Origin of the sequence: Pseudomonas sp. PDM21, from assembly GCF_014852505.2 — a bacterium.
Classification (GTDB): Bacteria; Pseudomonadota; Gammaproteobacteria; order Pseudomonadales; family Pseudomonadaceae; genus Pseudomonas.
Genome location: NZ_CM181223.1, coordinates 4,008,741 through 4,030,459, shown reverse-complemented (window position 1 = coordinate 4,030,459; position 21,719 = coordinate 4,008,741). Strand labels below are relative to the sequence as shown.

Here is a 21,719-nt window from a genome sequence, read left to right as displayed (position 1 = left end):
TTGTGTGATCAGAGCTTGCGCGAGATCAGCTCGCGCATGACTTCGCTGGTGCCGCCGTAGATGCGATTCACCCGCATGTCGACGAAGGCGCGGGCTACCGGGTACTCGAGCATGTAGCCGTAGCCGCCATGCAGCTGGACCATCTCGTCCAGCGCCTTGCCCAGGGTTTCGGTGGCGAACAGCTTGGCAATCGCCGCTTCCTCCAGGGTCAGGCGGCGACGCATGTGCTCGGCCAGGTAGTGATCGATCATCAGGCGCACGGCGGTGGCCTGGGCCTTGATGTCGGCGAGCTTGAAACGGGTGTTCTGGAAGTCCCAGACGGTCTGGCCGAAGGCCTTGCGGCTCTTCACGTAGTCCAGGGTGTGGTCGAGCACCGCCTCCAGTCGCGCGGCGGCAGAGACGGCGATGGAGAAACGCTCCTGCGGCAGTTCGCCCATGAGGTAGGCGAAGCCCTTGCCTTCCTCGCCCAGGCGGTTGGCCACCGGCACACGCACGTTGTCGAAGTACAGTTCGGCGGTGTCCTGGGCATGCTGGCCGACCTTGTCCAGCTTGCGGCCGCGCTGGAAGCCGGCGCGGTCGGTTTCCACGGCGATCAGGCTGATGCCCTTGGCGCCGGCCTCCGGGTCGGTCTTGCAGACGACTATCACCAGGTCGGCGGACAGCCCGTTGCTGATGAAGGTCTTGCTGCCGTTGATCACGTACTCGTTGCCGTCGCGCACGGCGGTGGTGCGCACGGCCTTGAGGTCGCTGCCGGTGCCCGGCTCGGTCATGGCGATGGCGAGGATCAGCTCGCCCGAGCAGGCATCGGGCAGCCAGCGGCGCTTCTGCTCTTCGCTGCCGCAGCGGGCGATGTAGGGGGCGATGATGTCCGAGTGCATGCCCAGCCCGTTGCCGGACAGGCCGGCACGGTTGAACTCCTCGTTGTACACCGCGCTGTGGCCGAAATCGCCGCCACCGCCGCCGTATTCTGTGGGCAGGGTAATGCCCAGCAGGCCTTCACGGCCGGCTTTCAGCCAGGTCTCGCGGTCCCACTGTCCAGCCTGATTCCAGGCTTCCTGGCGTGGCACGCACTCACGTTCGAAGAAGCGCCGCACGGTGGTGCGGAAGATTTCATGGTCGTCGCGAAAGACGCTGCGCTCGATGTGCACGGATGGCTCCTGTGGCCGACCGGCCGGGCCGGTCGTTGGGTGTTGTCGGGGTGTCGCGGCGAGGCGCGAGGGTCTGTTTGTTACGGTAGGGGTGTGCCGGGCGGCGCTACTCCACCCGGCCCGGGTGGTTCAGTCGCGGTCCCAGTCGTAGCGCGAGGGTTCGCCGCGCAGGAAGGCGGATACCGCTTCATCGTGATAGGGGGTGGTGGAGGCGATGCCCTGGGCGAGGCCCTCCAGTTCGGCCATCGTCGCCCATGGGGTTTCGCTGCTCTGGTTGAGCAGGCGCTTGCTCAGGGCGATGGCGTCGCGCGGTGAAGCGAGGAAGCGCCGGGCCAGCCAGTGCGCGGCCGTGGCCAGCTCTTCGGGGCTGTGTATCGAATGCACGATGCCCAGCTCCCGGGCTTCTTCCGCGGCCACTCGGCGGGCACTGAACAGCAGTTCCTTGGCCTTCTGCAGGCCGACTGCCCGCGGCAACGTATAGAGCGCCCCGGAGTCGGGCACCAGGCCGAGCTTGGCGAACGGCAGGCAGAAAGAGGCGCGCTCGGAGGCGAGGATGAAATCCGCCAGCAGGGCGATGGCGAACCCGGCGCCATAGGCCGGGCCATCGACGGCGGCGATCACCGGGATCTCCAGCCCCCGCAGGCGCTCCAGCCAGCCGTGCAGGCGGCGGATGCGCAGGCGCATGGCGTTGGCCGAATTGATTTCAGGGTCGCTGCTGAGCTGGCGCTCCTTGAGCGACCGGATGTCGCCGCCCGCGCAGAAGCTGCCGCCGGATCCGGTGATGATCAGCGCGCGGATGCTGCGATCGGTCTCCAGGCGGTCGAGCATGTCCACGTAGTCCTCACGCAGCTCCAGCGACAACGCATTGCGTGCCGCTGGCTTCAGGTGGGTGAGGGTGGCGATGCCATCGGCGATGGCCAGCTGCGATTCGCGCAGCTCGATCAGTTCGGTGCTCATGGTGGACTCCGCAGGAAGAGTCCATCCATGCTCGGCCGCGCGCGGCCCGTCGCCGCCACCCGGAGTGGGTGGCGGCGTTGCTTCAGCGCGGGGTGCTGTTGGCGGTTTCCGCGTCGCGCAGGCGGGCTACCGCTTCGTCCCGGCTGCCGACGCCGAGCTTGCTGTAGATGTGCCGCAGGTGCCACTTCACGGTTTCGTGGGACAGGCCGAGCGCCCGCGCGATCTTCTTGTTCGGCAGGGCCTGGGCCAGCAGGCGCAGCACTTCCAGTTCGCGCTCGCTCAGCGGCTCCATGCCAGCTCCCAGTTGCAGGCCAGTGGCGCGGGGAGCCGCTTCAGCCGTTGCCGGTTGCGCTGCCACACGGCGTGTGCCGCGCAGGCGCTCGACGTAGAAGGCCAACACCGGGTCGAGTTGCTGGTCGCGGGTGAGCGTCTCGATCAGTTGCAGCGCGTCCGGGTGCGCATCGACCACGCTACGCAGCTGGCCAAATCGCTGGGCCGTGCGCAGCAGCGCCATGACTTTTTCACGGGCCTGGTCGATCTGTCCGCGCTGGGCGTCGAACACCGCGCAGAGCATCTTCAGGCGCGTCACGGCGAGCTGCCGGCCATCCTGCTCGCCGGCTTCGATCATGCGGTTCAGGCGCAGCGTGGCGCTGTGCAGGTCACCATGGGCGGCGTCCCAGCGCACGTGGGCGTTCTCGACGATGATGAAGATGTCCTTGCGATGGCTGGTGGCGGCGTCGGGGTGGCGTGCGGCGATGGCGTCCAGGCGGGCGAGCTTGGTCTCCGCAGCCACCACTTCGCCCAGTTGCAGGTGCCAGTGCACCTGCCAGACCAGCGCATGGGCCATCAACCGGTCGAGCTGGTGCCGCCGAGCGTACTCGTCCAGGTGTTCGAGGTAGGCGAACGCCTCGCGACGGTTGCCGGCCACCCAGTGCGCCTTGCCCAGCACCTCCAGGGCACGCAGCACCGAGTCGGGAATCGAGATGCGCTCAAGCAGGTCGATCTGCGGCTCCAGCAGCTGCAGGGCGTCATCGATCTCGTTGCTCTCATACAGCGTATCGCCGAGCAGCGCCGTCGCCAGGTGCCTGGCGTCGGCGCAGGAGCGGCCGTGGCGCTGGGCTTCGTAGATGACCTCGCGGTAGATGCGCTCGGCCTGGGCGATCTGCCCCTCCATGGCCAGGCTCAGGCCGATCAGGCAGCGACCCTGCAGGGTGCCGCCGGCAGTACCGAGCAGCGGCGCGCCATCCACCAGCAGGGGCGGGCGCTCTAGTTGCACCTGGCGTGCGCGTTCGTACTCGCCGCGGTTCATGTACAGCCAGGAGAGGATGTTCAGGCTGCCGCCGATCATCACCGAGTTGACCCCGGGCGGCGGATTCAGCAATTGCGGGAGGATACCCAGGGCCTCGTCGGTGTTGTCCCGCTGCACCGCCAGTACCGCGCGCAGCATGGCGACACGGAAGCGCGAGTCGTTGTCATCCACCGGAACGTCTTGATCGAGTTCGGCAATGCTTTGTTCGCAGGCAGCGAAGTCGCGGGCGAACACCTGCATGCGGGCCAGCAGCAGGCGCAGGCGGATGCTGGTCTGCACCTGCTCCCTGGGTAGCAGGCGGGCCAGCTCCACCAGGATGCGCAGGTCGCCCTGGGCATACAGCGCTTCCAGGCGCTCCTCGACGAGCTGCGCGGCGGCGGCGGCCTCGCCACCGGCGACGGCATGGCGCACCGCATCGATCAGCTGATCGCGCTCGCGCAGCCAGCTCCAGGCGCGGCTGTGCACGGCGCGCTGGTGTTCGGAGTCGCGGCGGGCGAACAGGCCGAGCAGGGTTTCGCGCAGCAGCGGATGCAGTCGGTACCAGCTTTCCGGGTCGCTGCTGTCCAGGGCAATGAGGAACAGGTTGTCCTGTTCCAGACGAGCCAGCAGCGCCAGGGCCTCGGCCACTGCATCGGGGCGGTTCACCAGCGCGGCGCAGAGCGCCGGACAGAAGCGATTGCAAACGGCGGTGTGCACCAGCAGTTCGACTTCGTCGGGCTCCAGGCGGGCCAGTACGGTGGACTCGAAGTAGCGGGCAAAGGCCTCGTGGTCGCGCAAAGGCGAAGGTGTTTCACCGAGCGCCGTGCCGGTGTCGGCCGGTTTACGCCGGCTGGCGGCGAGCAGTTGCAGGCCGGCGATCCAGCCGTCAGTCAGTTCATGGATCTGCTGCACTTCCGCGGCCGGCAACTCGCCCAGCTGCTGCCGGAGAAACTGCCGGGTTTCGTCGTGGGTGAAGCCGAGATCTCGCAGGTCCAGTTCGAGGATCTGCTCCTGGCTGCGCAGGCGGGCGAGGGACAGCGGCACGGCGCTGCGGGTGCCGAGCACCAGGTGCAGATTGGCCGGGGCATAGTCCAGCAACCACTGCAGGGCCTGGTGGATACCAACATCGGTAAGGCTGTGCAGGTCGTCGAGCACCAGCACCACTTCCTGGCGGCTGCTGGCGATGCCCTGAACCAGTGTGATGATCGTGCGCTCCACCGATTCGCTGTCGAAGCCGTGCGCCTCCATCAGGGAGGCTTCCTGGACCATCTGCAGGTCGATCTGCGCCAGGCTGCCAAGCAGGTAGTCGATGAAGCGGCCCAGTTCGTTGTCGTCATCGCACAGGCTCAGCCAGGCGACCTCGAAGCCCAGCGACAGCAGTTGCTGGCGACAGGCGAGCAGGACGGTGGTCTTGCCCCAGCCGGCGGGACCCTTGACCACGGTGCAGCGCCGCCGGCGGCTTTCCACCAGGCGCTGGACCAGGCGTTCACGCGGGATGACCCGGCCGCCGCTGCGCGGGGGGGCCAGCCGCGAGCGGTCCAGCGTGGTGGTCAGGGCGGGTTCGGCCCGCTCGTCGAGTGGGGCAGGGGCAGTTCTTCTTGTCGTGGTGCTGGGCTTTTCCATGGCATTTCCAGGCAGTCTCGAGCGCCCGCGATTGTTGTCGGTTTGTACGGGCGTCCTTCAGAGAATGCCTACAAGCGCTCGCGTTCACCAGTGCCTTTCGCTATCCGGTCCCGGCCCCTGCCGTGTGCCACCCGACGCGGGTGGCGGCCATGCCCGGCGGGCGTTGTTCCAATGCGGAAAAGCCGCCAATGGGCGGTATCGCTGCGGCAACAGCCGCGCCAGAAAGGCAGGGAACGACGTCAATGGGTGTGTTGAGCGGTATTCGGGTTCTGGAGTTCGAGGCCATCGGTCCGGCGCCTTTCGCCACCATGATGCTGGCGGACATGGGGGCGGACGTGATTCGCATCGACCGGCCCGTGGCCCACGGCGACCTGGGGCCGAAGATGGACGGGCCGAAGGTGGAAATCACCGGCCGCGGCCGGCGCTCGGTCACCCTTGATCTGAAGCGCCCGGAGTCCGCCGGGGTGGTCCTGGAGCTGATCGAGCGTGCCGATGTGCTGATCGAAGGCTTCCGCCCCGGCACGCTCGAGCGCCTCGGGCTTGGGCCGGAGCAGGCGCTCGCACGCAATCCCGGTCTGGTCTACGGCCGCATGACCGGCTGGGGCCAGCACGGCCCGCTGGCCCAGCGCGCCGGTCACGACATCAACTACATCGCGCTGTCGGGTGTGCTCTCAGGCATCGGTCCGGTGGCCGGACGCCCGCTGCCGCCGCTGAACCTGGTCGGCGACTACGGTGGCGGCGGCATGTTGCTCGCCATGGGTGTGCTGGCGGCGCTGGTCAACGTCCAGCGCGGCGGCGCCGGGCAGGTGGTGGACGCCGCCATGGCAGAAGGCGCGGCCCAGCTCGGCTCGGTGTTCTGGGGGCTGCTGGCCTCGGGCAACTGGCGCGAGGAGCGCGGCAGCAACCTGCTCGATGGCGGTGCGCCCTGGTACGACACCTACCGCACCCTGGACGGCAGCTACATGGCCATCGGCCCGGTGGAGTCGCGCTTCTATGCCGAACTGCTGGACAAGCTCGGCCTCGCCGGCGAGGCCCTGCCGGCCCAGCACGACCGGCAGGGATGGCCGCGCCTGCGCGAGGCGTTCATTCGCGCCTTCCTGCAGAGAACCCGCAATGAGTGGTGCGAAATCTTCGCCGACAGCGATGCCTGCGTGGCGCCGGTGCTCGGTTTCGCCGAAGCGGCCCGGCACCCCCATGCCCAGGCGCGCGGCAGCTTCATGGAAATCGGCGGGGTGGTGCAGCCGACACCGGCGCCACGCTTCCTCGGCACCCCCGGCGCCATTCCGCAACCGGCCCCCGCGCGCGGGCAGGGCGGGCAAGCAGCGCTGCGCGACTGGGGGCTGGATGCCGCACTGATCGAGCGCCTGCGTGCCATCGGCCTGGGCGCCGATGCCTGATTGAACCCCGACAACAGCAGAAGAAGAGACCGCCATGTCCAACGCCTACATCCTTTCCCCCGTGCGCACGCCGATCGGCAAGTTCGGCGGCGCGCTCGCCAGCGTGTCGGCGGCGGAGCTGGCCGCGCGCATCCTGCGGGAAGTCCTGCGGCGCAGCGGTGTGCCCGCCGGGCAAGTCGACGAAGTGATAGTCGCGCAGTCCTACCAGTCCAGCGAGGCGCCCTGCATGGGGCGCTACGCCGCGTCCCTGGCCGGCCTGCCTGACGAGGTGGCCGGCTACTCGGTGGACCGGCGCTGCGGGTCCGGCCTGCAGGCGGTGATCGATGCGGCGATGCAGGTCCAGACCGGCGCTGCCGACTGCCTGCTGGTGGCCGGCGTCGAAAGCATGAGCAACATCGAGTACTACAGCACCAGCATGCGCTGGGGCGCACGGCTGGGCGACGTGAAGCTTCATGACCGCCTCGACCGTGGCCGGGTCAACTCGCAGCCGGCGAGCCGCTACGGCGACTGCCCCGGCGGCGCAGTGGAGACCGCCGAGAACCTGGTGCGCGACTACGGCATCAGCCGCGAGGCTTGCGACCGCTGGGCGGTGGGCAGCCACCTGAAGGCCGCGGCTGCCTGGAGCCAGGGGCGTTTCGATGCCGAGGTCATGCCGGTCGAGGTAGCGCAGCGCAAGGGTGAGCCGTTGATCGTCGGCCGCGATGAAGGCATCCGTGAAGAGGCCAGCTATGAAGCCATGGCCAGGCTGGCGCCGGTCATCAAGGGCGGCACCGTTACGGCAGGCAGCGCCAGCCAGCAGAACGACGCGGCGGCGGGCTGCCTGGTGGTCTCCGAGCGCTTCGTCATCCAGCACGGCCTGCGGCCGATGGCGCGTTTCGCCGGCTGGGCCTCGGCCGGTTGCCATCCGCTGCGCATGGGCCTCGGCCCGGTGCCGGCGGTAGCGAAGCTGTTGCAGCGACTGAAGCTGGAACTGGCCGACATGGACCTGATCGAGGTGAACGAGGCCTTCGCCGGGCAGGTGCTCGCCGTGCTGCGCGAGTGGCAGCTGGAAGACGACCCGCGGGTCAACGTCAACGGCTCGGGCATTTCCCTGGGCCACCCCATCGGTGCCACCGGGCTGCGGATCATGACCTCGCTGCTCCACGAGATGCAGCGCCGCAACGCCCGGTACGGCCTGGAAACCATGTGCATCGGCGGCGGGCAGGGGCTCGCCGCGGTGTTCGAACGCGTCTGAGCCAAGGAGCTCCCATGAGTGCACAAACCGAGGCGGTGCCCGGCATCGCCGAACAACCCTGGCGCGAGCGCGATGGTCGCCTGGTCCTGCTGGCCTCGCGCCGCCGGGGCCACGCCGGCCTGCATTTCCCGCCGCTGCCGGAAACCTCGCCATTGCGCGAAGGCTGTGAGCTGGTGGAACTGGACTCCACGCCGCAGCTGTACAGCTTCACCGTCGTGCATTTCAGCCCGAAGGCCAACAAGTCGCCACAGCCGCTGGGCCTGGCCGATTTCCCTGAAGGACTGCGGGTGTTCGCCCGCCTGGACTATCCCGCCGGTCGCCAGCCGCGCATCGGCGAAGCCCTGAGCCTGTGCCTGGTCGACTCCGACAGTGGCCCGATCTACGCCTTCCGTCCGCAGGAGGACGCATGAACAAGCCGGTCTACATCTCCGGTGTGGCGATGACACCTTTCGGCCGTCACACCGCGTCCCTGCAGGACCTCACCCAGCAGTCGGTGTTGCAGGCGCTGGCCGACGCCGGTATCGAGCTGCACGAGCCGCAGGCCTTTTACGCCTGCAACGTGTTCGGCGGCATGGTGCTGGGCCAGGTGCTGCTGCGTGACCTGGGCCTGTCCGGCCTGCCGATCTACAACGTGGAGAACGCCTGCGCCAGTGGCGCCACCGGCGTACACCTGGCCTGCCATGCGCTGCAGGCCGGCATCTACGACACCGTGGTGGTGTTCGGCGTGGAGAAGCTCACCAGCCTGGGCGGTGGCACCATCCCGCTGCAACGCAACGACTACATGACGGAACTCTATGCCCGTGCCGGCATGGCGCTGCCGGCGATCTACGCCATGCGTGCCACCCGCTACCTGCATGAGTTCGGCGTGGGCGCCGAGGTGCTGGGCGAGGTGGCGGTGAAGAACCGTCGTCACGGCGCGCTCAACCCCTACGCGCAGACCCGCACCGAGGTCTCTCTCGACGAAGTGATGAATTCGCGGACGGTCTTCGACCCGCTGACCCTGCTGCAGTGCTGCCCGTCGGCGGTGGATGGCGCCGCCGCGCTGGTGCTCACCACCCGCAAGCCGCAGCAGGCGCGCGCGGTACAGGTGCTGGCATCGGTCATCCAGTCCGGCCGCGCCGAGGAGCCGGATGACGACATTCTGTCCGCCGAGATCACCGCCCGCGCCGCCACGCTGGCGTACCAAGAGGCGGGGGTGAAGCCGGCCGACATCGACGTTATCGAGTTGCACGACGCCTTCAGCATCGCCGAGCTCATCTACTACAACGCCCTCGGTCTGTGCGGCCGTGGCGAGGCCCACGAACTGCTGAAGAGCGGTGCTACCGGGCTGGGCGGCAAGACCGTGGTGAACCCCTCTGGCGGTCTTCTCGCCAAGGGCCACCCGCTGGGCGCCACCGGCGTCGCGCAGATGGTTGAGGCGGTCTGGCAACTGCAACAGCGTGCCGGTGAACGCCAGGCCGAGGGCGCCGAGCTGGCGCTGACCCAATGCACCGGCGGCGGCATCGCCGGCGTCGATCACGCGGCTTCCGCCGTACACATCCTGGGCGTCTGAGGAGACCCACATGAACACGTCCCCCATGAATAAACCGGTCGCCATCGTCACCGGTGGAGCCCAGGGCATTGGCCTGGGCCTGACCCGGGCCCTGCTGGGTGCCGGTTACGCCGTCGCCATGTTCGACCTCAACGGCGAAGCGATGGACAGACTGGTCGCCGAAGCCGGCGCGCAAGCGGACAGCCTGATGGGCGTGAAGGTCGACGTGACCGCCGCCGAGCAGGTGAGTGCCGCGGTGGCCCAGGTCGCGGAGCGCTGGAAGACCCCGGACCTGCTGGTGAACAACGCCGGCCTGACCCGCGACAAGCGCCTGGTGAACATGAGCGAAGCGGACTGGGACCTGGTGCTGGACGTCAACCTCAAGTCGCAGTTCCTCTGCGCCAAGGCCGTGGTGCCGGGCATGGTCGAGCAGGGCTTCGGGCGCATCGTCAACATCTCCTCGCGGGCCTGGCTCGGCGGCTTCGGCCAGGCCAACTACTCGGCGGCCAAGGGCGGCGTGATCAGCCTGACGCGCACCCTGGCCATCGAACTGGCCAGGCACGGCATCACCGCCAACGCCATTGCGCCGGGCGCCATCGATACGCCGATCCTCGCGCCGCTCTCCGAGGAGCAGCGGGCGAAGATCATGGCGACCATTCCCGTCGGCCGCATCGGCAAGCCCGAGGACATCGCCCATGCGGTGCTGATGTTCGCCGACCCGAAGGCGTCCTACATCACCGGCCAGACGCTCTATGTCTGCGGCGGCCGCTCCCTGTCCAGCCCGAGCGCCTGAGCCATGGCCATCCAGTTCCAGATCATCGGCCACGTGGCGCTCATCACCCTCGATGCGCCGGAGTCCATGAATGCCCTGACCATCGGTGACCTGCGCCACCTGCGCAAGGCCCTGGGCACGGCCCAGGACGACGACCAGGTGCGCGCCATCGTCCTCACCGGCGCCGGCGACCAGGCGTTCTGCACCGGCGCCAACCTCAAGGCGACCCTGCCGCCGTCCACCGGGTTTGCCAGCGGAAACTTCAAGAGCCGCACGGCGGAAGCCGAGGAGGGGGGCTACACGCGACTGATCGACCTCGGTGACCTGGACATCTGGAAGCCGATGATCGCCGCCATCCAGGGCTACTGCCTGGGTGGCGGGTTGGAACTGGCCCTGCAATGCGACCTGCGCATCGCCAGCGAGCAAGCCACCTTCGCCCTGCCCGAAGCGCGGGTCGCCAGCGTACCGGCCGTGGGGGGCGTGCAGTACCTGCTGCGCGCCATCCCGGCGGCCCACGCGATGAAACTGGCGCTGACCGGCGAGCGCATCGACGCCGCCCAGGCCCTGCGCATCGGCCTGATCAGCGACTGCGTGCCGCGCGAGCAGTTGCTCACGCTGGCCATGGAGCTGGCGGAGACCATTGCCGCCAACGGCCCGCTGGCAGTGCAGGCGATCAAGCGCCTGGCGGTGGAAACCAGCCACCTGGCGCCGCGCGACTTCGTCGCCCAGGCCAACCTGCACTGGGGCCTGCTACGCGACAGCCGCGACCGCATCGAGGGCCGCAAGGCCTTCGCCGAGAAACGTCGGCCGAAATTCACCGGCCACTGATCCCCGAGTAACCATCGATGAATTTCGCTCCCAATCCCTCCCAGGAAATGATGATCGACGCCGCCCGGCGCATGGTGCGTGACCGTATCGATCCCGTGCTCGCCCGTCACCCCGTGGACAAGCCGCTGCCGCGCAGCGCCATGCTGGAAATCTACGCCGCCCTGGCCGAGCTGGGCATCACCGCGCCGCGCCTGCCCGTCGAGGTCGGCGGCGGAGGGCTGAAGATGCTCGACTACGGGTTGATCCTCGAACAGCTGCCGGCCATCGTCGCGCTCTCGCTGATTTCCCACGAAGGCACCGTGGCGCGCATCTATTCCGGCTGTCCGCCGGAAATCGCCGCGCAGTACCTGCCGGACCTGATCGCCGGGCGCAAGATCGCCTGCACCGCCAACTCCGAGGTCAACGCCGGCTCCGACTCCAACGCGGTGAAGACCCGGCTGCGGGTCGAAGGCGACAGCGCCTACATCAGCGGTCGCAAGATCTGGATCACCAACGCCTCGGTCTGCGACCTGCTCAATGTCTCCTGCACCCTGGGCAACGACGAGCGTGGCCGGCCGATTGCCCAGCGCGCCCTGGTGGACCGCAGCCAGTCGACGGTGGAGGTGCGCGAGATCGGCGTCACCGGCCTGCAGCAGGGCCACCTGAGCGAGGTGCTGTTCGAGGAAACCCGTATTCCCCGCAGCCACCTGATCGGCGAGGCAGGGGATGCCGCCAGGACCCTCACGGTCGGCTGGAACGGCAACCGCCCGCTGATCGGCCTGATGTGCGTACACCTGGCGCAGAAGGCCTTCGAGATGTGCGTGGAGTATGCCGGCGTGCGCGAGCAGTTCGGCAAGCCACTGGCAGCGCACCAACTGGTACAGCAGGACCTGGCGGACATGCAGACGCTGATCGTCAGCGCGCGCCTGCTCTGCTACCAGGCGCTGGACGCGATGGACCGTGACCAGCGCGCCAACGGCAGCTCGGCGATGGCCAAGCGCTACGCCACCCAGGCCTGTGAGCGCGCGCTCGGCCTGGCGATGCAGCTGCACGGCGGCATGGGCATCACCGAGGAACTGGGCATCGAACGCATGTGGCGTGACGCCCGGATGTTCCAGGTGCCCGACGGCATGAACGGCATCCTGGCGTTGATCCAGGGCCGTGAGATCACTGGCGTCAGCGCTTTCCGCTGAGGCTCGCAGAACAGGAATCCGAAGGAGTTCTTCATGAGTTCGCAGATGATGGAAGGCAAGGTCGTCATCGTCACTGGCTCCGGCCGGGGCATCGGCCGTGAGATGGCCCTGCAGATGGCCGCGCAGGGGGCGCGGGTGGTGGTCAACGATGTGGGCGTCAGTGTCAGCGGCGAAGCCGACGACGAGGACCCCGGCCGCGAAGTGGTGGAGGCGATCCGCGCCGCCGGTGGCGAAGCCGTGCTCAGCCGTGACAGCGTGTCGGAGTGGGACAGCGCCCAGCGCATCGTTCAGCAGGCCATGGACAGCTTCGGCCGCCTCGATGCGGTGGTGAACAACGCCGGCATCCTGCGCGACCGGATCTTCCACCAGATGAGCCCGGAGGAATTCGACGCGGTGGTCCGCGTGCACCTCTACGGCAGCTTCTACATGAGCCGCGCAGCGATCACCGGGTTCCGCGAGCAGAAGTCCGGCGCGTTCGTGCACATGACATCCACCTCCGGCCTGGTGGGCAACATCGGCCAGGCCAACTACGCGGCCGCCAAGCTGGGCATCGTCGGGCTGTCCAAGTCCATTGCCCTGGATGGCGCGCGCTACGGGGTGCGCTCCAACTGCATCTCGCCATTCGCCTGGAGCCGCATGGTCGGCTCGATCCCCGCCAGCGATCCGGCCCAGGCTGCGCGGGTGGAGAAGATCAAGTCGATGACCCCGGCGCCGATCGCCGCCATGGCGGTGTTCCTCGCCAGCGACGCGGCCAGCGAGGTCAACGGGCAGATTTTCACCGTGCGCCGCAACGAAGTGTTCCTGATGAACCAGCCGCGCCCGGGGCGCTCCCTGCACCGGGCTGAGGGCTGGACGCCGGAGGCCCTGAGCGAGCACCTGCTGCCGGCGTTCAAGCCGTCGTTCCTGCCATTGGAAACCTCGGCCGACGTGTTCGGCTGGGACCCGGTCTGAGGAGAGCAAGCCCATGGATTTCAACGTACCCGATGACTGGGTGGCGGTAGGCGACGCGCTGATCCGTTTCATCGAACAGGAAGTGCTGCCGCTGGAAAAGCAGCACGCCGACCTGCTGCACAACGAACGCCGGCTGTACACCGAGGATGGCCGCTATGCGCCGCAGGTGATGGAGCTGCGCGCGCAAGTGCGCCGGCTCTCCGCCGAGGCCGGCTTCTACACCGCGCTGGGCGATGCCTCACTGGGAGGCGCCGGCCTGGGCGCCCAGGCGGCGGTCTACCTGCAGGAGCGATTGAATGCCCATGTCGGGCCGTCCCGGCACCTGATCCAGACGGTGATCCTGCCGTCGCCTTTCACCAACGGCCTGACCCCGGTGCTCAAGCACATGCAGCCGTCGGTGCTGGAGGAGTACCTGCCGGCCATCACCAGCGGCGAACGCACCCTGTGCTTCGGCCTCAGCGAGCCGGACGCCGGCTCTGACGTGCTGGCCATGCGAACCCGCGCCGTGCGCGATGGCGACCACTGGATACTCAATGGCAGCAAGCAGTGGATCACCAACGCTCCCTACGCCGACTACGCGATGATCTTCGCCGTCACCGATGAGGAAAAGGTCAGGGCAGGGAAGGGCGGCATCACCGGCTTCTTCCTCTCGACCGACACCCCTGGCTTCTCGGTGCCCAGCGTGATCCCGACCATGGGCCACCTGGGCGCGGACATCGGCATCATCGCGCTGGAAAACGTGCGGGTGCCCGACAGCCAGCGCATCGGCCCGCTCGACCGCGGCCTGCAGGCGGCGCTGGAGGGGGTCAATGCCGGGCGCCTGAGCATGGCGGCGTCCTGCCTGGGGCTGGCCCGCTGGGCCCTGGACCAGGCGCTGGACTACGCCAAGGTGCGCAAGACTTTCGGCCAGCCGATCGCCGAGCACCAGATGGTCCAGGCGATGCTCGCCGAATGTGCGATGGATATCTACGCGGTGAAGAGCATGGTGCGCCATTGCGCGTGGCTGGTGGACGAGGGCCAGCCGGCGACCAAGGAGGTTTCCATCGTCAAGGCCTCCTCCACCGAGGCGCTGTGCCGGGTGATGGACCGTTGCATGCAGGTGCATGGCGGCATGGGCCTGACCAACGAGCTGCGCCTGGAAGAGGGCTTCCGTTTCGCCCGTACCATGCGTATTCCGGATGGCACCTCGGAAATCCAGCGGCGCACCATCGCCCGCCGTCTGCTCGATGGCGATACCTGCTTCTGACCCATAATTCCAACAAGCGGGCCCCAGCCCGCGAACAGGAGGCTTCATGGCCTACAGTCATCCCCACCCGACGCCGCCCGGCGTGGCCGAGCGCCCGAGCGGCCCGCTGGCCGCCGATCCGCGCCATGCCGTCCACCTGCCGGCGCGTCAGGTGCATATTCCGCAAACCAGCATCTTCACCCACCTGCAGACCGCCGAGCGGCGCTATCCGGACAAGACCGCCGTGCAGTTCTTCGGCAGCGCCTACCGCTACGCCGACCTGCTGCGAGACGTCGAGCGGATGGCCGGCTACCTGCAGAGCGTCTGCGGCGTGGAGCGAGGGGACCGGGTGGTGGTGTTCAGCCAGAACTGCCCGCAGTTCATCGCCGCCTACTTCGCCATCCTGCGCGCCGATGCCGTGCTGGTGCCGGCCAACGCCATGCTGCTGCTCGAGGAGATGGAGCACATCGTCAGCGACAGCGGCGCGGTGGCGGCCTTCGTCGCCGAGGAACTGGTGGAGCAGGTCGCCCCGTTGATGGGTCGCACTTCGCTGCGGAGCGTGGTCGTACACGCCTACGGCGATGCGCTGGGTGAGGACGACGCCGGACTGAACATTCCCGACTGGGTGCGCCAGCGCTCCTCGACGCAGCCACTGTTCGCCGGTGGTGAGCGCTGGGCGGCGGCACTGGCCCAGGAGCACGCGCCGGCGCCGCACCGCGCCGGTCCCGACGACCTCTGCATGCTGCCCTACACCTCGGGCACCACCGGTAAGCCCAAGGCCTGCGTACACACCCATCGGACCGTCAGCACCTCCTTCGTCGGCTCCTCCGTATGGCGCCCGACCAACGCCTCCTCGGTGTTCCTCGCGGTGGCACCGCTGTTCCACCTGCTCGGCCTGCAGACCAACGTCAACGCCGCGATCTTCAACGGCAGCACCATCGTGCTGATGCCGCGCTGGGACCGCGAAACCGCCGCCACCCTGATCGAACGCCACGCCGTGACCTTCTGGGCAGCGCTGCCGACCATGCTGGTGGACTTCTTCTCGCAGCCCGGCATCGACCAGCGCGACCTCTCCAGCCTGCGCATCATCACCGGCGGCGGGGCGGCCACGCCGCAGCACATCAGCGACCTGCTCAAGCAGCGCTACGGCCTCGACTACATCGAAGGCTACGGCCTGACGGAGACCGCGTCCTTCCTCTGCACCAACCCGCTGTACAAGCCCAAGCGCGGTTGCTTGGGGGTCCCGACCTTCGGTGTCGACCTGCGCCTGCTTGATCCGGAAACCCTGGAACCGGTCGCCCAGGGCGAGGTCGGCGAAATCGTCGCCCACGCTGGCCAGGCGATGCTGGGCTACTGGAACAATCCGCAGGCCAATGCCGACAGCTTCATCGTCATCGACGGCAAGCGCTTCCTGCGTACCGGCGATCTGGCGAGCATGGACGAGGACGGCTACCTGTTCATGCGCGATCGCCTCAAGCGAATGATCAATGCCTCGGGCTTCAAGGTCTGGCCGGCGGAAGTCGAGGCTTTGCTGCACGGCCACCCGGCGGTATCCGAGGCCTGTGTGATCGCCGTTCCCGACCGCCACCGGGGCGAGACGGTGAAGGCGGTGGTGACCCTGAAGCCCGGCTCCTCGCTGAGCAGCGAGGAGCTGCTCGCCTGGTGCCGCGAACACATGGCCACTTACAAGGCCCCGCGCCTGGCGCAGATCGTCGACAGCCTGCCGAAGAACGCCACCGGAAAGATCGCCTGGCGCGAGCTGCAGGAACAGGAGATGGCCCGGCACGCCTCCTGAGCACCGGGCCCGACAACAACAATTCCAAGGATTCCCCGCATGTACCTGACCCAAGGCCTGCAGCGTTCGCTGCAGCAGACGCCCGAGCGTACCGTCACCCTTTTCGGCGCGCGCCGCCGTACCTTCCGCGAGTTCGGCGAGCGCGTCGCGCGCCTGGCCGGCGCCTTGCGCAACCTGGGCATGGTCGCCGAAGACCGCGTCGGTATGCTCGCACTCAACTCCGACCGTTACCTGGAATACATGCAGGGCACCTGGTGGGGCGGTGGGGTGCTCAACCCGATCAACATCCGCTGGGCGGTGCCGGAAATCGTCTATTCGCTGGATGACTGCAACACCCGCTTCCTGCTGGTCGACGACTACTTCCTGCCGCAGGTCGAGGGCATCCGTGCCCAGGCGCGCAATGCGCCGGTGTTCATCTACGCCGGGGAGAAGGACGCTCCGCCGGGGATGCTCGACTACGAGACGCTGCTGGCCGGCGCCACCCCAGTGGAAGACGCCGGTCGTGGCGGCAACGACCTTGCCTGCATCATGTACACCGGCGGCACCACCGGATTTCCCAAGGGCGTGATGCAGAGCCATTTCAACCTCTGGTCGGCATGCATCCAGCGCATGGCGGAAATCCACCAGGGCGCGGAGCAGCGGGACCTGCACGTCATGCCGCTGTTCCATATCGCCGGGCTGGCGCGGGTGGTCTCCGGTTTCATCGCCGGCGGCTCCCACGTCATCCAGCCGACCTTCGATGCACCGGCGGTGCTGCGCGCCATTGCCGAGGAGGGGGTGACCGACGCGATCCTGGTGCCGACCATGATCCTCGGCCTGCTGGCCCACCCGGAATTCGACCAGCACGATCTGTCCTCGCTTCGGCGCCTGACCTACGGCGCCTCGCCGACCGCCGGCGAGATGATCGAGCAGGTGCTGACCCGCTTGCCGCATCTGCAGCTCTCTCACTCCTACGGGCTGACCGAGGCGTGCCCGATCGTCTCCACCAACCCGCCGCAGAACCATGGCGCCGAGGCCAGGGCCAGCGGCCTGATCCGTTCGGTAGGGCGCGCCGGCCTGGGTGTCAATGTGATGATCGTCGACGAGCAGGGCAGCGAAGTGCCGCGCGGAACGGTGGGCGAGATCATCGTGCGCGGCCCGAACATTATGCTCGGCTACTGGAACAAACCGGAGGAAACCGCCAGGGCGCTGCGTGACGGCTGGCTGTTCACCGGCGATGGCGCCTACATGGACGAGCAGGGCTACCTGTTCATCGTCGACCGCCTCAAGGACATGATCGTCAGCGGCGGCGAGAACGTGTATTCCGCCGAGGTGGAGAACGTCGTCGCTCGTCATCCGGCAGTGCTGATGTGCGCGGTGATCGGCATTCCCCACGAGCAATGGGGTGAGTCGGTGCATGCCATCGTGGTGCGCAAACCGGGGGCGACGGTGGACGAGGACGACCTGCGTCGCTACTGCCGCGAGTACATCGCCAGCTACAAGTGCCCGAAGTCGGTGGAGTTCCGCGACGCGCTGCCGCTCACCGGGGCTGGCAAGATCCTCAAGCGCGACCTGCGCGAACCCTTCTGGGCCGGCAAGAGCCGGGCGGTGAACTGATGGCCGCCGTCGACCTGTCGCAGGCGGCCATTCCGGCGGGCTTTTCGCCGCTGCCGACGCCGCCGGGCTTCGCCCGTCACTGTGGCGGCTTCTACCTGCACGACGAACTGCCGGTGCTCGCTGTACGCATCGGCGAACACTTGCTCAACTCGGTGCGCATCGTTCATGGCGGCTTCCTTGCTACTCTCGCCGACAGTGCCTTCGGCGTAGTATTCCGGCGCGCGTACGATCTGGAGTTTCCGCCGATCACCGTCAACCTCTCCCTCGACTACCTGGGTGCGGTACGCGAGGGCGACTGGCTGGAGGCCCATGTGGAGATTCTCAAGTTCGGCGGCAGTTTCGCCAACGCCGATTGCCGTCTGAAGGTCGGCGAGCGCACGGTGCTGCGGGCCACTGGCATCTTCACCCTGTGGAAGGGGAGTACGGCCGGCGCCCGCTGATTCATCGAGGTTCCCGTCAATCACCCAAGCCCCATCGAACCCTCGATGGGGCTTCGTCTTTTCTGGCCTGGCAGGATGGCTGCGACAGCGCACCATCCGCTGCTTGTCACCCTTGGTAACGTGGCTCGGCGGCAGTCCTGGCGCGGTCTGCGGGCGGGCATGGTGGCATCCGGAAGAATTACCCGATCGGGTGAATTGGCGCACTCCACCCCTCGCTAGCATCGGCTCTCCAAACACTGATCCGCTTTCGGAGCGCCGCATGACAAGAACAACAAAACGCGGAGTTTTTCAGCCGCAGCTGCTGGCCGCCGCCGTCGCCCTGGGCGTCGGTTCGCAGGCCTACGCCGTCGACTTCAATATCGGGGAGATCGAAGGAAAGTTCGACTCCTCCCTGTCGATCGGCGCCAGCTGGTCCACCCAGTCCCCCGACAAACAGTTCATCTCCAACTTCAACTCGATGGGCGTGAAGGGCGGCAAGTCGTCGTCGCGTACCGTGGATGACGGCCGTCTGAACTTCAAGAGTGGCGAGAACTTCTCGACCATCTTCAAGGGGCTGCACGACCTGGAACTGAAGTACGGCGACAGCGGTGCGTTCGTGCGCGGCAAGTACTGGTACGACTCCGAGCTCAAGGATGGCAGCCAGCATTTCTACGATATCGACGACCATGGCCGCGACCAGGCCGCCAAGTCTTCCGGGGCAATGTTCCTCGACAGCTTCGTCTACCACAACTACGAGCTGGGCGACCTGCCGGGTAACGTGCGGCTGGGCAAGCAGGTGGTGAGCTGGGGCGAGAGCACCTTCATCCAGAACGGCATCAACTCGATCAACCCCATCGATGTCGCCGCGCTGCGCCGCCCGGGCTCCGAGGTGAAGGAAGCGCTGGTGCCGGTGAACATGTTCTACCTGTCCCAGGGACTGATGGAGAACGTCACTGCCGAAGGCTTCTACCAGATCGAGTGGGACAAGTCGGTGGCCGACAACTGCGGCACCTTCTTCGGCAATGACGGCATCCCCAAGGGTTGCGATGACCGCCTGGTGGTGTCCGGGCTGGACCTGGCGCCCGGCCAGGCCACCAACAAGGGCAGTGCCCTGGCCATCGCCCGTGGGCTGGATGATGTCTACATCCCGCGGGTCAAGGACAACGATGCGCGCGACGGCGGCCAGTTCGGCGTGGCACTGCGCTGGTTCATCCCCGAGCTGAACGACACCGAAGTCGCGGCCTATGCGATGAACTACCACAGCCGCAACCCGTTCCTCAGCACCGTGCGCACCAAGGGCGCGGGCTCCCCGCCCAACGCCCTGAACGTGCCGCGCAGCGCTGGCTACTTCATCGATTACCCCGAGGACATCCGCCTCTACGGCCTGAGCTTCCAGACCAACATTGGCGGGACCTCGCTGGGTGGCGAGCTGAGCTACCGGCCGAACATGCCGCTGCAGATCAACACCGCCGACCTGCTCAGCGCCACCACCAACGTGCGTGGCACGCCGGGGCTGTCGCCGCTGGTCACCAGCGGCTACATCGCCGACGTGCCCAATGGTGGCGTGATCAACGGTTACAAGCGCATGCCGGTGCTGCAGGCGCAGATGACCGCGACGCAGTTTTTCGACCAGGTGATGGGCGCTGAGCGCCTGACGCTGATCGGTGAGGTGGGCTACAACCGCATCAACGGCCTGGGCGACGCCGATGGCACCGACATCCGTTTCGGCCGCAACCCCGCGTTCGGCTCCGGCATCCTGCCCGGCGCCGCCGGCGCGACCACCTGCGCCGGCACCAACGTCGGCCTGGCCAACGCCAGCAACCCCGCGCAGGAGTGCAACAGCCACGGCTTCTACACCAGTGACTCCTGGGGCTACCGGCTGCGCGGCATGCTCGATTATCCCAACGTCTTCGCCGGGGTGAACCTCAAGCCGAACCTCGCCTGGTCCCATGACGTGGAAGGTCGCGGGCCCAACTTCGAAGAGGGCGCCAAGGCCATCAGCCTGGGCCTGGATGCCGACTACCTGAACACCTACACCGCCAGCCTCAGTTACACCAACTACTTCGACGGCAAGTACAACACCCTGACTGACCGCGACTTCGTCTCGCTCAGTTTCGGCGTGAACTTCTGATCCAGCACAGGCAGATACTCGCATGAAAAAGATCGCATTCCTGCAAACCGGCGTCCTCGCGCTGTCGCTGCTGACCACCAGTGTCATGGCCGCCATTTCCGCGGACGAAGCGGCCCGGCTCGGCACCAGCCTGACGCCGCTGGGCGGCGAAATGGCCGCCAACGCCCAGGGCAGCATCCCGGCCTGGACCGGCGGACTGAAGCCCGGCGCGGCGCCGGTGGATGGCAACGGCTTTCTCGGTGACCCCTTCGCCGCCGACAAGCCGCTGTTCGTCATCACCCGCGCCAACGTCGAGCAGTACAAGGACAAGCTGACCCCCGGCCAGCAGGCGATGTTCCAGCGCTACCCGGACACCTACCGCATCCCGGTCTACCCGACCCGCCGCAGCGCTTCCTCACCGGACTCGATCTACGCGGCGGCGAAGAAGAGCGCCCAGTCCACCGAACTGGTCAACGACGGCGATGGCCTGAGCAACTTTGCCGGGCATTACTACCCCTTCCCGATTCCCAAGTCCGGCGTGGAAGTGGTGTGGAACCACGAGACGCGCTACCGCGGCACCAGCTACACGCAGCAGATCGCCCAGGCCACGCCGCAGGTCAACGGTGACTTCACCGTGGTCGAGATGCAGCAGGATGTCGCTATTCCCTTCCTGATGCCCGACGTGGATGCGCAGAAGGCCGCCAACTACCTGTTCCTGGTCAAGCAGGCGGTGACCGCGCCGTCGCGCATGGCCGGCAACGTGCTGCTGGTGCACGAGACCATCGACCAGGTGAAGGAGCCGCGCAATGCCTGGTCCTACAACGCCGGCCAGCGTCGTGTGCGCCGCGCACCGCAGGTGGCCTACGACGGCCCCGGTACCGCTGCCGATGGCTTGCGCACCGCGGACAACGCCGACATGTACAACGGCTCGCCGGATCGCTACCAGTGGAAGCTGATCGGCAAGCGCGAGATGTACGTGCCGTACAACAACTACCGGCTCTGGTCGCCCAAGCTCAAGTACACCGACATCCTCAAGCCGGGCCACATCGACCAGGACCTGACGCGCTACGAGCTGCACCGGGTCTGGGAAGTGGAGGGCACCCTCAAGCCCGGCCAGCGGCATATCTATGCCAAGCGCCACATGTTCTTCGACGAGGACACCTGGTCGCTGCTGGAGGTGGATCACTATGACGGGCGTGGCCAGCTCTGGCGCGTCGGCGAGGGTTACCAGGTCAACGACTACCAGCACGGCGTCAGCCTCTATGCGGCGCAGGCGCTGTACGACCTGATCGCCGGTCGCTACCTGGTGTTCGGCATGACCAACGAATCGAAGAAGGCCACCCAGTACGACCAGAAGTTCAGCATGAACGACTTCACCCCCGCGGCCCTGCGCAACGCCGGTATCCGCTGAGGCAGTCTGTCCGAACGCGGCGATGCGTCGGTCATCGCCGTGCCTGCGCCGGGGCGTCCTGCTCCCGCTCCGGCGCTATTTGTCCGGGCCACCGGGCATCGCCATCCTGCGGCCGCCACCTGACACGGGTGGCGCCTTTTTCCACGGTGTTTTGCAGTCTGATTACAGACTCGGCGGGCTCCTGTGCCTTCGCACCGCCTGCTGCTCCCGCCACACCATGGATCGAGGCCCATCATGCAAGGTCTGGGTGTCAGTTCGAACT

The 21,719-nt window shown here is 67.5% G+C and carries 17 protein-coding genes; 14 read left to right on the top strand and 3 right to left on the bottom strand.

Annotation, left to right across the window (positions count from 1 at the left end; translation table 11 throughout):
* Positions 1–8: 8 nt before the first annotated feature.
* The 3 genes from IB275_RS18350 to IB275_RS18340 all read right to left on the bottom strand — a co-directional run bounded on the left by IB275_RS18350 (position 9) and on the right by IB275_RS18340 (position 5,016).
* Positions 9–1,148 (bottom strand): acyl-CoA dehydrogenase family protein, encoded by a 1,140-nt coding sequence (locus tag IB275_RS18350; RefSeq protein ID WP_192294802.1) that lies wholly within the window; start codon positions 1,146–1,148, stop codon positions 9–11.
* Between the two features lie 129 nt (positions 1,149–1,277).
* Entirely contained in the window at positions 1,278–2,105 is an 828-nt protein-coding gene (locus IB275_RS18345) for an enoyl-CoA hydratase/isomerase family protein (RefSeq protein WP_192294801.1), read from the bottom strand.
* Between the two features lie 82 nt (positions 2,106–2,187).
* Entirely contained in the window at positions 2,188–5,016 is a 2,829-nt protein-coding gene (locus tag IB275_RS18340; protein WP_192294800.1) for a winged helix-turn-helix domain-containing protein, read from the bottom strand.
* A 242-nt stretch (positions 5,017–5,258) separates the two neighbouring features.
* Between IB275_RS18340 and IB275_RS18335 the strand changes: the two genes are divergently transcribed.
* From IB275_RS18335 to IB275_RS18270, 14 genes are all read left to right on the top strand, one after another.
* Positions 5,259–6,413, top strand: coding sequence for a CaiB/BaiF CoA transferase family protein (locus IB275_RS18335; RefSeq protein ID WP_192294799.1), 1,155 nt, complete (start codon positions 5,259–5,261; stop codon positions 6,411–6,413).
* A 34-nt stretch (positions 6,414–6,447) separates the two neighbouring features.
* The gene (locus tag IB275_RS18330; RefSeq protein ID WP_192294798.1) at positions 6,448–7,647 is read left to right on the top strand and encodes an acetyl-CoA C-acetyltransferase; all 1,200 of its coding nucleotides are present in this window, start codon (positions 6,448–6,450) and stop codon (positions 7,645–7,647) included.
* 14 nt (positions 7,648–7,661) lie between these two features.
* Positions 7,662–8,057, top strand: coding sequence for a Zn-ribbon domain-containing OB-fold protein (locus IB275_RS18325; RefSeq protein ID WP_192294797.1), 396 nt, complete (start codon positions 7,662–7,664; stop codon positions 8,055–8,057).
* Positions 8,054–9,199: a thiolase family protein gene (locus IB275_RS18320; protein ID WP_192294796.1), complete on the top strand. Its 1,146-nt coding sequence runs from the start codon at positions 8,054–8,056 to the stop codon at positions 9,197–9,199. Before IB275_RS18325 ends, IB275_RS18320 begins: the two co-directional genes overlap by 4 nt.
* Positions 9,200–9,209: 10 nt before the next feature.
* A complete protein-coding gene (gene fabG / locus IB275_RS18315; protein ID WP_192294795.1) occupies positions 9,210–9,971 on the top strand; it encodes a 3-oxoacyl-ACP reductase FabG in 762 nt (253 codons plus the stop codon).
* Positions 9,972–9,974: 3 nt separating this feature from the next.
* Entirely contained in the window at positions 9,975–10,778 is an 804-nt protein-coding gene (locus tag IB275_RS18310) for an enoyl-CoA hydratase/isomerase family protein (protein ID WP_192294794.1), read from the top strand.
* 17 nt (positions 10,779–10,795) lie between these two features.
* On the top strand, positions 10,796–11,950 hold the full coding sequence (locus tag IB275_RS18305) for an acyl-CoA dehydrogenase family protein (protein ID WP_192294793.1): 1,155 nt from the start codon (positions 10,796–10,798) through the stop codon (positions 11,948–11,950).
* 33 nt (positions 11,951–11,983) lie between these two features.
* Positions 11,984–12,901, top strand: coding sequence for an SDR family oxidoreductase (locus IB275_RS18300; RefSeq protein WP_225607783.1), 918 nt, complete (start codon positions 11,984–11,986; stop codon positions 12,899–12,901).
* A gap of 13 nt (positions 12,902–12,914) precedes the next feature.
* On the top strand, positions 12,915–14,147 hold the full coding sequence (locus IB275_RS18295) for an acyl-CoA dehydrogenase family protein (RefSeq protein WP_192294792.1): 1,233 nt from the start codon (positions 12,915–12,917) through the stop codon (positions 14,145–14,147).
* 46 nt (positions 14,148–14,193) lie between these two features.
* Entirely contained in the window at positions 14,194–15,921 is a 1,728-nt protein-coding gene (locus IB275_RS18290) for a long-chain-fatty-acid--CoA ligase (protein WP_192294791.1), read from the top strand.
* A 39-nt stretch (positions 15,922–15,960) separates the two neighbouring features.
* The gene (locus tag IB275_RS18285; protein WP_192294790.1) at positions 15,961–17,517 is read left to right on the top strand and encodes a long-chain-fatty-acid--CoA ligase; all 1,557 of its coding nucleotides are present in this window, start codon (positions 15,961–15,963) and stop codon (positions 17,515–17,517) included.
* A complete protein-coding gene (locus IB275_RS18280) occupies positions 17,517–17,957 on the top strand; it encodes a PaaI family thioesterase (RefSeq protein WP_192294789.1) in 441 nt (146 codons plus the stop codon). The genes IB275_RS18285 and IB275_RS18280 overlap by 1 nt, the downstream gene beginning before the upstream one ends.
* A gap of 259 nt (positions 17,958–18,216) precedes the next feature.
* A complete protein-coding gene (locus IB275_RS18275; protein WP_192294788.1) occupies positions 18,217–20,067 on the top strand; it encodes a DUF1302 domain-containing protein in 1,851 nt (616 codons plus the stop codon).
* 22 nt (positions 20,068–20,089) lie between these two features.
* Positions 20,090–21,457, top strand: a complete 1,368-nt coding sequence (locus IB275_RS18270) for a DUF1329 domain-containing protein (protein WP_192294787.1) — start codon at positions 20,090–20,092, stop codon at positions 21,455–21,457.
* Positions 21,458–21,719 lie beyond the last annotated feature (262 nt).